The organism is Bradyrhizobium sp. LVM 105 (assembly GCF_003957705.1).
GTDB lineage: Bacteria > Pseudomonadota > Alphaproteobacteria > Rhizobiales > Xanthobacteraceae > Bradyrhizobium > Bradyrhizobium frederickii.
The window spans coordinates 202886-215939 of sequence record NZ_QZMV01000011.1; the positions used below are offsets into that span (position 1 = coordinate 202886).

Here is a 13054-nt window from a genome sequence, read left to right on the forward strand (position 1 = left end):
TCGTGACAAGCAGAGAACAGGAGCGCGGGCATGAGCCGCATCTTCGGCGCGGTGCGCCAGAACGGATATGTGGTGCGGGACATCCACGCCGCGATGAGGCACTGGATCGAGGTGATGGGTGTCGGCCCCTGGTACTACATGGACCGCGTCAGGACCGACTGGTTTCGCCATCGCGGCCGGGACTCTGCCGTCGAGATGAGCATTGCGCTGGCCAATTCGGGCGACCTCCAGATCGAATTGATCCAGCAGCGCAACGAGGCGCCGTCGCTGTACAAGGAGTTCCTCGACGCCGGCCACGAGGGCCTGCAGCACATGTCCTACTGGAGCCACGACTATCAGGCGCTCTACGACAAGGCACTCGGGCTCGGTTACAGGGTCGGCCATGAAGGCCAGATCGGCGGCGAACGGGGACGCTTTGCTTATTTCGACACCCAGGCCCATCCGGGCACGGTGATCGAGATTTCGGACATCAGCGGCACCAAGGGGCCGTTCTTCGAGCGGGTCCGTCAGGCGGCGTCGACCTGGGACGGCACCCGGCCGATCCGCGAAGTCGGCGGCGGGAGATCGTAGGGACCGGTCGCCGGTGGATGTCGCGCCGCTGCTGGCTCGCGCGGGGAGCCATGCTAACATGCGCTTCGCGTTCGAACCTTCAGCGAGGCTGACATGTCCGACACTGACAAGGTTTTCACCGGCTCGATTCCGAAAATCTACGACGAATATCTCGTCCCGATGATCTTCTCCGTCTATGCGGAGGACATCGCAAGACGCGTCGCCGCGCGCTCGCCTTCCGTGCTGCTCGAGATCGCCGCGGGCACCGGCGCGGTGACGCGCGCCGTGGCAGCAGCGCTGCCGCCCGGCGTCCGTTATGTCGCGACCGATCTCAACGAGCCCATGCTCGCGGTCGCCGCACAGCGTCAGGCGGATGACGATCGCATCACCTGGCGCCAGGCGGACGGAATGGCGCTGCCCTTTGGCGAGGCCGAGTTCGACGTGGTCTGCTGCCAGTTCGGCGCGATGTTCTTTCCGGACCGTGTCAAGGCTTACTCAGAGGCAAAGCGCGTCCTGAAGCCCGGCGGCACATTTCTCTTCAATGTCTGGGACCGCATCGAGGAGAACGTGTTCGCCGATGACGCAACGACCGCCCTGGGCAAGCTGTTTCCCGACGATCCGCCCCGCTTCATGGCGCGGACGCCGCACGGCTATTTCGACCAGGCGATCATACGGGCCGATCTCGCACGCGCAGGTTTTGGCAACGTCTCGATCGAAACACTGGCAGCCACCAGCCGAGCACCGTCGCCCGACCTCGTGGCGTTCGCCTATTGCCAGGGTACGCCGCTGCGCGGCGAAATCGAGGCGAGAAGCGGCGGTGATCTTCAGGCCGCGACGGACGCTGTCGCCGCTGCGATCCACGCGCGCCATGGGTCCGGACCGGTCGAAGCCAAGATCCAGGCCCTGGTGATCACGGCGCGGCCATAAGCCTGCGCCGCACGCAAGCCCGGCTTCCCTACCAAAAGCCGCGCTGCATCGGCTGCGCCGGCTGATAGTACTGATATTGGCTGCGCCGGCGCGGATTGGCCTGCTGGACGTACGGATCGCGCTGCTGGAAGAAGAAGCCGAAGCCGTTGTCCCAGCCGTCGTCGCTCGCGATCATGGCAGGCGCGGTCGGCTTGCGGGTGATGAAGCCGCCCTGCGGCTCATTGCTGAGCACCGCGACGAACTCGGTGCGGTAATTGGTCTCGCTGCTCAGCGGCTCGTCCGAGACGACGATCGAGGAGCGCGGCAATGCCGTCGGCCCGATGCGATCCCACACGTCCTGCGGGATGGTGATGCGATCGAGAGCATTGCGGGCCTCGTCGCCGTTCTCGATCGTGACCACGCTCCAGCGCAGGCCCGCATCGGTTTTCGCCATCGCCGTGAAGATATGCGTGCCGAGCGGCTGCTCGGGATTGCGGATCGTGACGGGGGCCTCGATGCTGGTGTCGAACACCTCACCGCCGCCGTCTGGCGCCGGCTTGTGGGTGTTTCGCCGCACGTAGAGCTTCTGCGTGGCGCGGCTGATATAGACCGAGACCGGTTCGCCCGCGAGCTTCGCGTCGGTCGCGGCCTTGACGGCCTCGGCCTTTCTGGCCGCCGCGACCTTCGCGGCTTCCTTCGTCACCGCCACGGCATCGCGCTTCGGCTGCGCGGCGGCCTTGGCGGTATCGAGCTGCGTCGCCGCGTCGGCAGCCTTCGCTACCGCCTTCTGCTTCAGCTCCTCGGCCTTGGCGCGGGCCTGATCGGTCTTAGCGTTCGCGAGCGTCTTGTCGGCGAAGGCGAGTTCGGCATCCGCGCGGGCCTTCTGCTGTTCCAGCTTGCGCAGCGCGGCGGGGAGCGAGGCAGCTTCCTTCGCGGCGACGGAAGCAGCCTTCTTGGCCTCGTCGGCAGCCCTTGTCGCCTCCTCCGCCTCGACGGAGAGCTTGTCGGCCCGGCGGGGCGCTGCCGCGATGGCCTCCGGCTTCGGCACGAACAGCGAGGGATGAGAGATCTCAGTCGGGACCGTGTCGTGCGGCGAGATGATCACCCGCATCCCGATATAGGTCTTGTCGAACAGGTTCTCGGCGAAGCCGAACGGCATGCGAACGCAGCCGTGCGAGGCGGCATAGCCGGGCAGCGGTCCGCCATGCAGCGCGATGCCGTTCCAGGTGATGCGCTGCATGTTGGGCATCCAGGCATCGTCGTACATGGTCGAGCGGTGGTCCTTGTCCTTCTCGAGGATGGCGAAGACGCCGGCGGGCGTCTCGCGTCCCGTGGTGCCTGTCGAGACCGGCGCGCGCAGGATCCAGCCGTCCGCGTCGTAGAAGGTGACCTGCTGGCTCTTGATCGAGACGATCGCCATGATCGGGTCGCCGGCCTGCCGCGGCGCCACCGCCTCGGCCGCCTGGCGCGCCTGCTTAGCGGCTCCGGCCGGGCTCAGAGCAGCAAATGCCATCATCGCCGCCAGGGTCGCAATGCCGGGGCCCCAACGCCGCATTGCCGAGGTGGATTGCGCCGTCGTCAGTCGGTCTCTCATGCCACTCCCCGGTCGAAATGCCAGTCCGCGCTCATGTCGATTACGTGTCAGATTGCGATCTTTGGATTAAGAAATCACAGCCGCCATACGTTCCGTCTGTGGCGATATTCGGCCCGCTTCGGCAACCAATCTCTCATATACGACGGCTTGCGCAGGCGGAAGGGTGGCTCGCGCCCGAGGCTGGCGGTCTGTCACTGCGGCGAAATGTCCGCCCTGGAGGGTCGGATCCGCGGGTTCTTGTCCTCGCTGCGGAAATGGACGCGATGCGGCAAGAACGGCCCATATCCTTTGAACCGACAGGCTTTTGATCGGGAAAGGTGGCTAAACGCCCTGCACCTTTCGGCCGAACCCCGGCCTAAACGCAACCGCGGTGCGCGGACATTCACGCCTTCAACGGCGTCGGCGAGGCGGTTGAGGTCAAGGCAGCTTCGCCAAAGGAAACGAGTTGCAGCCGCTCCTCGTCCCACAAGTTCAGCCGCACGGTCCGCAAGCTCTGGAGCAGCGTAATCCGTCCGACGCCGGCGAGCTGTGGATGGTCCCGCAACACCTCCGGCAGGCGATAGCAGGGAATTCGACTGCACAAATGATGGATGTGGTGGACGCCGATATTTGCCGTAAACCATCGCAAGACAGCCGGCAATTGGTAGTGCGAGCTGCCGTGCAGCGCGGCGTCGTGAAAATTCCAATTCTCGTCATGGGACCAGTAGGCGTGCTCGAACTGGTGCTGGACGTAGAACAGCCAGACACCGATCGACGCCGCCAGAACGACGATCGGCAGGTGTACCAGCAGAAATGGCCCATAGCCGACCAGCTGAATCATCGCGGCGACGAGAATCGCGATCGCAGCGTTCGTGCCCATCGTACTCAGCCAGGGGGTCCAGCCGCCGCGCATCAGTCCGATCGGCAATCGATGCTTCAGGATGAACAAATAGGCGGGACCGACGCCAAACATCACGATGGGATGCCGATACAAACGGTAGAGCACCCGACGCCATCGCGGCTGGTCGCGAAACTCGCGCACGGTCAACGTATCGATGTCGCCCAAGCCTCGGTGATCGAGATTGCCGGAGTGCGCATGATGGCCGGCATGGTTACGCCGCCAATAATCGTATGGTGTCAGTGTCACCACCCCGATGGCTCGGCCGACCCAATCGTTCGCAGCCCGGCCGCGGAAGAACGAGCCATGTCCGCAATCATGCTGGATCATGAACAGACGGACCAGCAAGCCCGCCGCGGGCACCTCGAGCAGCACAGCGAACCAATAGCCTTGGTCAAGAGCGGCCCAGATCAGAGCCCAGATGACGCAGAGCGGAATTGCCGTGATCGCCAGTTCGAGAACACCGCGCGCACTGTCCGGCTCGCGATAGCGGGCGAGCAACTGCGCCGTTGCGCGAATCTCCGGCATTCCCTGGGTCATTTCCGGTCTGCTCCCGACGTCCGCCGAAGAAATGCTGCGATCGCCCCGGACGCCTTCGGCAGCAATTCTGAGGTCGTGCCCCCGACGCGCGCATACTGATCCGTGCCTTAATCTTCTGCTGAGCAATATTGCTCACACCGGCACTGCTTCCCGCCGAATTTGCGCGCCGGCAAGGCGCACCCGACCGAGATCGGAAACGTGAGATCGGACCCATTCGCCGTCCGGTAATTCCGACAATGTGAGCAATATTGAACAGAGGCTGACAGACGAGCGCAGCATGCTCACCGCTCGCGGCCGGCGAATCGGCTGTCATCGGCGGCGGCTTCAGGCCCAGCGTACCCCGCGATATGAGGAGTAACTTCATATGTCCGAGGTCTATGGTCGCCCAGAACCGACGTTGATTCCGATACCAAGACCACTCTGCCCGACCTGCCGGAGCCGCATGATGCTGACTCACGTCGGGGCAAGTCGCGACGGCCCCAATCTGCGCATCTTCGAGTGCTCCAAGTGCGGGAATGTCCAAAGATCCATGGACGATCCGATGAGATCAGCCGAATAGCAGCTGAAGGAGCGCACGCAAGGAAGCGGCCCCAGCACGGGGGTGCGAACCAGGGCCGCCATTCATCAGATATGATGAGTGGGCATCACATCCGGTCGCCATCACCAAGTCACCCCGACGACGTTCGTTCCAGGCATATTCGCACGGCAGGCGCCTGCCAGCGCTTGCGCCAAACGCCGCCCCCGCAAGATTGGCCTAACGTGTCCGGCGAGGGCCTGCTAGACTGAAGCTCTCTCCATCAGGTTATCGAAACAGCCGCATCGAAGAAGACCTGATCGACCAGTTGTTCAATTCGAGCGAGAAGCGGCTTGCGCGTCTTCTGCTGGTGCTGGCGAATTTCGGCACGGATGGCGCCACTCAGCCCATGTCCGTGCAGATGAGCCAGGAGACACTCGCAGAGATGATCGGGACGACCCGATCCCGCGTCAGCTTTTTCATGAACAAATTTCGCAAGCTCGGCTTTATCACTTACAACGGCAAGATCGAGGTCCACAGTTCCCTCCTGAACGCGGTCTTGTACGACAAGCCTGAGATCGCGAGGGACAACTGAGACAGTTGGAGGCAAGCGCGCCTCGAGCCCGTCTCCTGCAACGATCGAAGGTACCCCATGAAAAAGCCGACCATGCAAGTCGAAGAGATCGAGCCGAGAACGATTCAAAGGGCTGACGTAGCACCGACCGATGGCTTCTCACTTATCGTCGATGGCCACTTCAAGACCCGTTATGAAAGCGAAACGGCAGCCCGAGCAGCCGGCGCCGAGCTGCTCGACAGGTTCCCGATGCTGCAGATCCTGATCTACGATGCTGCGACCAGGGTGCGGTCGCCGCTGCAATAGATTTTTGGGTTGACTGGCTCCGCATCGGGCATCGCCTGCCGCTGCGCGAAGTATTCGTGAAAACCGCGGGACTGCACGATCACCCTTTCTTGGGACGATCGGACGGGGTGTCGGAGATGATCCGGCGCAGGCGTATTGCTTCCACAAAAGTTGCGGATGGCTGCCTTTGCGGTGCAGGACGATTATCGGGCTCCTCGGGTTCCGGCGATTCCTGGACGGAGAGCAGCGCTTCGCTGTCGCGGTCCAGGCGCTTGTCAGAGCCCGACGCGTCGAGCGTATGGCCGACCAGCTCGCCCGAGAGGCGGTAGATATTGTTGCCCCGAAGGTCGTAAACTTTCTTGCCGGTGAGGTCGAAAATCGATGCGCCGTCCAGAACGCCGGCGCGGATTCCCCTGTTATTGAATATGTATCCGCTCGCCACACATCTCTCCTATTGACGCGCCTTTGGAGGACCGCGACCGACGATGCGGCGCAGCCCGGCGAGCGTTACAGCACTCCCAGTCACCGATCGCCGATAAGGGGCGATGATAGAGCCAGCATGGACCGCCGGGTTCAGAGTTGCTGGTCAATATTGCTCGCTCGCGCAAGGTTCCCATCCACCTGGAACTCGGCCGCCTGGGGCACGAATCCGGGCTAGACTCCCAAGGCGCTCCGGTTGAACGTCCGCAGGAAACGCAGCGAGAGCGTCCGGACATTGGCGACGTTGAGGAGCCAGCCAGTCGCGACATAAGCAAGGCCGCCGGCGAGGCTGACAATGACGAGCGCCACGAGACCCGTGCCACCCGCTTGCGATCGCGCCAGCAGGATCGCCGCCGCCATCAAGGCTGCGGAGACCGCAATGCCGGCGAGACGGCCGAGGTCGAACGGGACCGGGTGGGCGCGGTGCATCAGGACGATTGCAACGAGCAAACCGATCGCCTCGGTCGCGAGCGTCGCCAGCGCAGCGCCGTAGATGCCGTAGCCGGCGACCAGCACGACCATCAACACCACGCTGACGACCAAGGTGAGGAAGGACTGCGCCGCCAGCATGAAGGGACGCTCGGCGAGCTGGAAGCTGATCTGCACGTAGAACTGATTGGCGATCCCGAAGAAGCGGGCGAGCACCAGGGTCGGCAGCAGTGCCGACACGCCGGCACGGAAGTCGACGCCGACGAGGGTGCCGGCAACCTGGTCCGCCGCAAGCGCGAGCCAGACCGCAACGGGCGTGACCACGACGAGCAGGAGCTCGAGGCTTTCGGTCAAGCGCTCCCGCGTCGTCTCCTTGTTGTTCTCGGACAAAGACCGGAACACCAGCGGCACGGTGGCAGCGGCAACGCTGGATGCGATCATGACCATGAACTGGCGCGGCAGGTCGGCCGCGACGCCGAAGATGCCGGCGGCATCCTTGCCGAGCAGGTAAGCGACGATGAGCCGGTCGCAGGCCGAATAGACCGCAACGGACAATCCGGCCAGCGTCAGCGGCAGGCCGTAGCGGGCCAGCTGCATGAACTGGCTGCGCTGGAAGCTTGCGATCCTGGTGCGGTCGCCGACCAGGTTCAATATGATCCCGGTCAGCGAGCCCAGGCCGAACGCGGCCAGCAGCCCCAATCCGCCCCAGCCGAGCCAGATGGCAAGCAGACCGAATCCGACGCTCGCCACGCTGCGCACGATCGAGATCGCGGCGAAGCGGTAGGGACGCAATTTGGCGCGCTCGAACTCCTGACCAACATCGACGGCATTGGCCATGATCGCGACGAACATGCTGGCGAGCAGCAGCTCGACACCGACGTCGTTGCGGACCAGGAAGACCAAGGGGGTCGTGGCGCAGAGTACGGCAGCGGTGAGGGCGAAGGCGACCATCGCCGTGCCGCGAAAATCCACCTCTGCCGACATCGCCTGATAGCGCGACACCGACAGCTTGATCCAGGCGAAGAAGATCGCGCCCAGAATGCCGGCGAGGCTGATGCCGACGACATAGACGCCGTACTGCGCCGGGCTGAGGAGCCGCGTATAGGCCGTGACGGCGAAGAAGCCCACCGCCGCGGGCAGGATGTAGGCGATCAGATAAATCGAGAAATGGCGGTTCAGCATGTGAGCACGGGACCGGCAGCTTTCTTGCGAATGTGACGGCCGTTAATCAATGGGACCTTGGCGAGGCGAACGAACTGCGCCGCAGCATCGCTGAAGATTGTCACATAAGTCTGCAGATCGGGCGGCAAATGAAGCCTTGAAGCCGCTTTCGCGCGTTAGCGTTAAATTTGGCCTTCCTTGAACGGCAAGGCGCGATCATGCGAGGAAACCATGACCGGCAGACGGCAGGAGTTAACCCAACAAGGCAAAACCCCGGCGTCGCAAGTCCCCGCTTGATACGATGGCTGTGTTGGCTCGAAAAGGACTGCCGTGACGTGACCCGGCTCGACAGACGCGAATTTCTCCTCGGCAGCGCCGCAACCCTTGCGGCGGGCGCAACGGCATCCGCGGCCCCGGCGTCGAAGCTTGCGCAGCGCCGCCCCGGCTTTGGCGCGGCCGCTACGCTCTGGGATTTGCAGGCCGATCCCAGGCTCGGCGAAGCCATCAGCACCTATTGCACACAGGTGGTGCCGGTGCTCGAGCTGAAATGGCCGATGTTGCGGCCGAACGCCCACACCTTCAATTTCGAGCGCGCCGACGCGATCCTGGATTTCGCTAGGGATAACGACCTGACGATGCGCGGCCACGCGCTCGCCTGGTATCACGACATTCCGGACTGGACCAAGCAGATCAAGGATACCCGCGGCGTCGAGCGCGCCTATGTCGACCACATCGGCACCGTCGTCTCCTACTACAAGGACAAGCTGACGTCGTGGGACGTCGTCAACGAGCCGATCCCGGACAACCCCCGCAGTCCGAAGGACCGGCGCGACACGTTCTGGACGCAGCATCTGGGTCAAGGCTGGATTCCGCTGGCCTTCCGCACCGCCGCCGCGGCCGATCCCTTGGTCAAGCTCGCGATCAACGAATATGACATCGAGTCGGCCAAGGATTCGTTCATTGCCAAGCGCGCCGCCTATCGCAACCTGATCATGGACCTGCTTGACCGGGGCGTGCCGCTGCACGCCGTGGGCTTGCAATCGCATCTGCATGCCGAGCTCGAGATCGACACCCATGGCCTCGCCGAATTCGTCACCGAGCTGCGCTCGTGGGGGCTGGACGTGCTCGTCACCGAGCTCGACGTCGACGACCAGAAGCTGGCGGGAAGTCCTGCGCAGCGCGACGCCATTGTCGCCAAGCGCGTCGACGATCTCCTCACCGCGATCTCGACCAGCGGCCCGGTGCGCTCGATCCTGACCTGGGGACTTTCGGATCGCTACAGCTGGATCAACGGCACCTTCGCCCGCGCCGACAAGCAGCCGAACCGCCCGCTGCCGCTCGACGGGGAGTTCAAGCCGAAGCCGTTCCTGGACGTGATCAGCAAGTTTACCAAGGACGCCTGAGGATCACCTTCCCGTCGGGGAGAGGTAAACCGAGACTTGGCGGCCGTGATCTCAGCGCGTCTTCGGCACGACGAAAGCGGCCGCATCGTCGATGTGGTCCGGCGCAAGGCTCGGAGCCCGGCGATCGCGCGACGAGAGGCGGAACACGTCGCGGATGTCGTCGACCGAGGTCGAGGAATAGGACTGGATGCAGAGCGCGACCTGCTCGGGCGAAGCGGCGCGCATCATCGCTTCGATGGCGGGACGGTCGAGCGGCGTGTCGTCCCAATGCGAGACCGCGATGCTGGCTTCGGTGACCCGGTGGTTGGCCAGATGCGCGGGCGAGTTCGCGACGAAATGGCCGTACATGAGATACTCCGAGAACTTCTTCTTCCGGCACAGCGCCAGCACCCAGTCCAGCCCCGTCGCCGACTTGATGGCGGCGGTCATGGCGCGCGCGGTGTCCTTGTCCCAGACCAGCGCGTTGCCGACATAATCGTCGGCGGGGAAGGAGCGGCCCTTGATGCCGAGAAGCTGATCGACGGTACGCAGCCACAGCCCATGCAGCGGGTGGTCGGCGCCGATGTCCTTCGGCGTGACGAACAGCGGCGTCTTCTCGGCGCCGGCATATTGGCCAACGTCGAATTCGCGGAAGAACAGATTGTCCGAGTCCAGGATGCAGACGCGCTGCTCGGGCGCGTTGAGAACCCCGGCGATCTTCAGGATCTGCTGGATGTGCCAGCCGTGCACCGGCGACGACAGCAGCGACAGCCAGACGCGCCGCTTGCTGATGAACTGAAGCGCCGGCGGCAGTGCGAACAGCCATTTCGGCAAGTAGCGCGAGGCCGGAACGATGACGCGCTTGTCGGACGCGAAACGCGCGAACAGCGGCACGTCCTCATCGTTAACGAGAACATAATGCCGCGTGTATCCCGTCAGCCAGGTGTCGATGCTCTCGCTGAGCAGCGAAAAGCGTTCGATATCCTTGGCGTAGCTGGCAGTCAGCAGGGCAACGGAATGCATGGAGCGCGCTCAAATGGCCATCAGGCCGCACTCATAGCCGCACCGGGAGACGGGGGAAACTCACAAACGGAATCAAGGTAAAATGAAACGACTCGTTAGCCATCGACGGCAGCCCTCGCTGGCAGGGCGGCCCGAGCCGCACAAGACGGATGACCACGGGTTCACCCGCCAAAGCTGTGAATGATCAAGTTGCGGCTTGATTATTTGACGTCGCCGCGCAAGATGTCCCTGCGTTTTGATTTGGACGATTTATTTCGACGGGGGATTGTTATGGGCTTCAGCAGATTTGCCGGGGGTACCTCTTGAGCGACAGGTACCGCAAAGGTCGCCCGAAGTTGCCGGGCACCGAGAAGAAGTAGAATTCGTCGGCCGGGACGCCCTGAGATCTTCAGGCTTCACTTTTCGGAGGGGCTGCTCGCGTGTCGAGTTGGGGTCTCGCACAAGCTTGCGCCTGTAAACCGGCCTGCAAATCGACAAGAATTCGCCCGGGTGGACCGCTACAGGCGGCTGCGTGGTTGATTCTTGCTCAGTTGTTTCTTCCGTCGGGACGGGGAATTTGCCCGCTGCCTGACGCAAAAGGCCCAATTGATGGCGGACGACAGAATTGAACTCTTTGTCGGACTGATCGAGTCCATTGACGCGCCGGGCGCGGTCGAGACGTGCCGACGGCTGCTCTCGGTCGACGAGCGGATCCGGGCCGATCGCTTCATGTTCGAGCGGCATCGACGGCAGTATATTTTCGCGCACGCCATGCTGCGCCTGGCGCTGTCGCAGGTCGCCACAAACGTCGCGCCGTCCGACTGGTCGTTCGGGGCCGGCCGTTACGGGCGGCCGTTTGTCGCAGCACCCGCGACCTCGACCGCGCTGCATTTCAGCCTGTCTCATGCCGACGGCTGCGTCGCCTGCGTTGTGTCGCGGCATGAGACCGTCGGCGTCGACGTCGAAACCGTGTCGCGACGCGTGGCGCCGCTGTCCACCGCGCTTCGCTTCTTTGCGCCGGAGGAGGTCGAAACGCTGCGCGGATTGCCCGAGCCCGCAGCGATCGAGCGCTTCTTCGACTATTGGACGCTCAAGGAGGCCTATCTGAAGGCCAGGGGCTTTGGGCTCAATCTGCCGCTCGACGCCTTCGCGATGCAGGTTTCGCGCGAGGCCATCGAGATCAGCTTCAAGCCCGATATCGCCGACGATCCCGACGGCTGGCACTTCTCGCTGAGCTCGCCGTCGCCTTCACATCGCCTCGCGATCGCCGACGGCTCCGGCGCGAACGGCGGCCTCCCCATCAGCCGCAATGCCTGGCCGCTGAAGCAAGCGGCTGAATGACGCCTTCCGCGGTTGTGCGTCTTCCCCCAACGACGGCGAGCGGTGCTCTCTCCGCCGTCATGGCCGGGCTTGTCCCGGCCATCCACGCATCGCCGCACGCTCGAAGAACGTGGATGCCCGGGACGAGCCCGGGCATGACGACCGACCCGACGAGGCAAGCAGACCTCACCTTGCCTCCTCGAAACCGGCCAGCACCGAGGTCAGGTTCGCGCCCAGAATATCCGAGAGATAACCGCCTTCCTGGACGAACACGGTCGGCAGGCCCATCCTGGCGATGGCCTGGCCGATGCGGCGGAAGCCAGGCGTGGTGACGGACAGTCCCTTCAGCGGATCGTGTTCGGAGGCATCGAGACCGAGCGCGATGACGAGCGCGCCGGGAGCAAAGGATTCGATCGCTTTGCGTGCGAGCTCCATCGCCTGCGTGTAGCCGTCATCGCCGGTGCCGATCGGAAGCGGGATGTTGAGATTGGTGCCGCGGCCCGGACCTTCGCCCCGCTCGTGCGCATAGCCCCACACATAGGGATAATACGCGATGGGGTCGGCGTGGATCGACACCGTGTAGACGTCCGGCCGTGCGTAAAAAATGCCTTGCGTGCCGTTGCCGTGATGGACGTCGACGTCGAGGATGACGACGCGCTCGTGCTTCTGCCGCAGATGCGCCGCTGCGATCGCGCTGTTGTTGAGGAAGCAGAAGCCGCCGGCCATGTCGCGATAGGCGTGGTGTCCGGGCGGACGGCACAGCGCATAGACCGCATCCTCGCCGTCCATCACCATCTGCGCGGCGGTGACCGCAACGTCGGTTGCGGCACAGGCCGCGGCCCAGGTGCCCGGACCGATCGGCGCCGCGGTGTCGGCGGTGTGCCAGCCGAGCTTGCCGACGATGTGGGTCGGATAGGTCGCGGCATGCCGCACCGGGTGGATGTTACCGATCATCTCCGGGCCGGAATCGCCAAGCGCGGTCCAGGCGTCCCAGGCCTCGCTCAGGAACGACAGATATTCCGGGCTGTGAATGCGCGCGCGAGGCCCCTGCCCGAACTTGGTCGGCTCGACCAGCTGATGCTTGCCGTCCTTCAACCCTTTGAGCAGGCGGTCGGCGCGCTCCGGCTGCTCGGTGGTGCGCTTGACGACGCCGCGAACCAGGAAGAATTGCGGATCATGGCTGCGGTGCAGTTCGGTATGGACGGCTTTCACTCAAGCACTCCGTGGTCGTTTTGAAGATGCCACAGCTGTCTTGATCGCTGCGGCCGCAGGATGCAAGCAAGAAGAATGCCGCAACCTGTCGCGTGAACGAGCGAGGTGCGCTCCCTCTCCCGCTTGCGGGAGAGGGTTGGGGAGAGGGTGCATCCGCAATGGGGCAATCCCTAACAGGAGAAAGCCCTCACCCGGCGCGCGGGACGATGCTTCGCATCGCCCGGACGCG

Annotated in this window: 11 protein-coding genes and 1 pseudogene; 6 read left to right on the forward strand and 6 right to left on the reverse strand. The window is 64.0% G+C overall.

Annotation, left to right across the window (positions count from 1 at the left end; genetic code table 11):
• Positions 1-30: 30 nt before the first annotated feature.
• Entirely contained in the window at positions 31-570 is a 540-nt protein-coding gene (locus D6B98_RS27215; protein WP_126260099.1) for a VOC family protein, read from the forward strand.
• A gap of 93 nt (positions 571-663) precedes the next feature.
• A complete protein-coding gene (locus D6B98_RS27220) occupies positions 664-1476 on the forward strand; it encodes a class I SAM-dependent methyltransferase (protein WP_126260100.1) in 813 nt (270 codons plus the stop codon).
• 28 nt (positions 1477-1504) lie between these two features.
• Here the strand turns inward: D6B98_RS27220 and D6B98_RS27225 are convergent, their stop codons facing one another.
• Both D6B98_RS27225 and D6B98_RS27230 read right to left on the reverse strand, forming a co-directional pair.
• Entirely contained in the window at positions 1505-3049 is a 1545-nt protein-coding gene (locus tag D6B98_RS27225; protein WP_126260101.1) for a L,D-transpeptidase, read from the reverse strand.
• 382 nt (positions 3050-3431) lie between these two features.
• A complete protein-coding gene (locus D6B98_RS27230) occupies positions 3432-4466 on the reverse strand; it encodes a fatty acid desaturase (protein WP_126260102.1) in 1035 nt (344 codons plus the stop codon).
• An 806-nt stretch (positions 4467-5272) separates the two neighbouring features.
• Here D6B98_RS27230 and D6B98_RS27235 point away from each other — a divergent pair.
• Positions 5273-5575: pseudogene (locus D6B98_RS27235) on the forward strand (helix-turn-helix domain-containing protein); the annotation flags it as partial.
• A 57-nt stretch (positions 5576-5632) separates the two neighbouring features.
• Positions 5633-5860 (forward strand): hypothetical protein, encoded by a 228-nt coding sequence (locus D6B98_RS27240; RefSeq protein ID WP_126260103.1) that lies wholly within the window; start codon positions 5633-5635, stop codon positions 5858-5860.
• 79 nt (positions 5861-5939) lie between these two features.
• On the opposite strand, the gene D6B98_RS40565 is transcribed toward D6B98_RS27240, so the two are convergent.
• On the reverse strand, positions 5940-6281 hold the full coding sequence (locus tag D6B98_RS40565) for a hypothetical protein (RefSeq protein WP_126260104.1): 342 nt from the start codon (positions 6279-6281) through the stop codon (positions 5940-5942).
• Positions 6282-6493: 212 nt separating this feature from the next.
• Positions 6494-7930, reverse strand: coding sequence for an oligosaccharide flippase family protein (locus D6B98_RS27250; RefSeq protein ID WP_126260105.1), 1437 nt, complete (start codon positions 7928-7930; stop codon positions 6494-6496).
• Between the two features lie 314 nt (positions 7931-8244).
• Here D6B98_RS27250 and D6B98_RS27255 point away from each other — a divergent pair, with 314 nt between their 5' ends.
• Positions 8245-9312: an endo-1,4-beta-xylanase gene (locus tag D6B98_RS27255; RefSeq protein WP_126260106.1), complete on the forward strand. Its 1068-nt coding sequence runs from the start codon at positions 8245-8247 to the stop codon at positions 9310-9312.
• Positions 9313-9363: 51 nt separating this feature from the next.
• Here D6B98_RS27255 and D6B98_RS27260 read toward each other — a convergent pair whose 3' ends face one another.
• Complete coding sequence (locus D6B98_RS27260; RefSeq protein WP_126260107.1) at positions 9364-10314, reverse strand: DUF6492 family protein; 951 nt, start codon at positions 10312-10314, stop codon at positions 9364-9366.
• Between the two features lie 588 nt (positions 10315-10902).
• On the opposite strand from D6B98_RS27260, the gene D6B98_RS27265 reads away from it, so the two are divergent.
• Entirely contained in the window at positions 10903-11634 is a 732-nt protein-coding gene (locus D6B98_RS27265; protein ID WP_126260108.1) for a 4'-phosphopantetheinyl transferase family protein, read from the forward strand.
• A 165-nt stretch (positions 11635-11799) separates the two neighbouring features.
• Here D6B98_RS27265 and D6B98_RS27270 read toward each other — a convergent pair whose 3' ends face one another.
• On the reverse strand, positions 11800-12825 hold the full coding sequence (locus D6B98_RS27270) for a histone deacetylase family protein (protein ID WP_126260109.1): 1026 nt from the start codon (positions 12823-12825) through the stop codon (positions 11800-11802).
• Between the last annotated feature and the right edge of the window lie 229 nt (positions 12826-13054).

What these genes read in the sequence shown, in the direction of transcription:
- D6B98_RS27215 (WP_126260099.1), top strand. Translation starts at nt 31, where the DNA reads ATGAGCCGCATCTTCGGCGCGGTGCGCCAGAACGGATATGTGGTGCGG.
- D6B98_RS27220 (WP_126260100.1), top strand. Translation starts at nt 664, where the DNA reads ATGTCCGACACTGACAAGGTTTTCACCGGCTCGATTCCGAAAATCTAC.
- D6B98_RS27225 (WP_126260101.1), bottom strand. Translation starts at nt 3,049, where the DNA reads ATGAGAGACCGACTGACGACGGCGCAATCCACCTCGGCAATGCGGCGT.
- D6B98_RS27230 (WP_126260102.1), bottom strand. Translation starts at nt 4,466, where the DNA reads ATGACCCAGGGAATGCCGGAGATTCGCGCAACGGCGCAGTTGCTCGCC.
- D6B98_RS27240 (WP_126260103.1), top strand. Translation starts at nt 5,633, where the DNA reads ATGAAAAAGCCGACCATGCAAGTCGAAGAGATCGAGCCGAGAACGATT.
- D6B98_RS27250 (WP_126260105.1), bottom strand. Translation starts at nt 7,930, where the DNA reads ATGCTGAACCGCCATTTCTCGATTTATCTGATCGCCTACATCCTGCCC.
- D6B98_RS27260 (WP_126260107.1), bottom strand. Translation starts at nt 10,314, where the DNA reads ATGCATTCCGTTGCCCTGCTGACTGCCAGCTACGCCAAGGATATCGAA.
- D6B98_RS27265 (WP_126260108.1), top strand. Translation starts at nt 10,903, where the DNA reads ATGGCGGACGACAGAATTGAACTCTTTGTCGGACTGATCGAGTCCATT.